The organism is Streptomyces sp. SID14478 (assembly GCF_010548525.1).
Classification (GTDB): Bacteria; Actinomycetota; Actinomycetes; order Streptomycetales; family Streptomycetaceae; genus Streptomyces.
Genome location: NZ_JAAGMG010000161.1, coordinates 1 through 521 on the forward strand (window position 1 = coordinate 1; position 521 = coordinate 521).

The following is a 521-nucleotide window of genomic DNA, read 5'->3' on the forward strand; positions in this document are numbered from 1 at the left end:
GCCGCCCGCGCCCTCGGCATCGACCCGCACCCGGTGCGCGGCGGCGCCGGCCACGAGGTGACGTACATCCTGTTCCCCGGCGCCCGCGCCCGCCCCCTGGAGAGCCACCGCTCGGCCGTCGCGGCCGGCGAGGCCGCGGCACGAAAGTTCCTGCGCGCCAACTGACGTACGCGGCAGGCAGGCTGCCGTGCCCCGGCAAAACCGGGGCACGGGCGTGCCCTGCCGCTCACTCCTTGCGGTACGTGTACGCCTCCGACGCCGCCGCCACGACCGCGTCCAGGTCCGCCCCGGCCGAGGCGGAGACCACCGCGGCGACCGCGCCCTCCAGGAACGGGGCGTCCACCAGGCGCGTGCCGTCCGGGAGTTCGTCCCCTTCCGCGAGCAGCGCCTTCACCGTGAGCACCGCGCTGCCGAGATCGACCAGCACCGCGACGCCCGAACCCCGGTCGACCTGTGCCGCCGCGGCGGAGATCAGCTCCGTGCTCGTCCCGAGCCCGCCGTCGGGTGTGCCGCCCGCCGGG

At 77.2% G+C, this 521-nt stretch carries 1 protein-coding gene; it reads right to left on the reverse strand.

All coding sequences use genetic code 11. The features are described 5' to 3' along the window. Positions 1-226: 226 nt before the first annotated feature. A partial coding sequence (locus G3I40_RS06350; protein ID WP_164301175.1) for a PTS fructose transporter subunit IIA occupies positions 227-521 on the reverse strand: 295 nt, incomplete at its 5' end.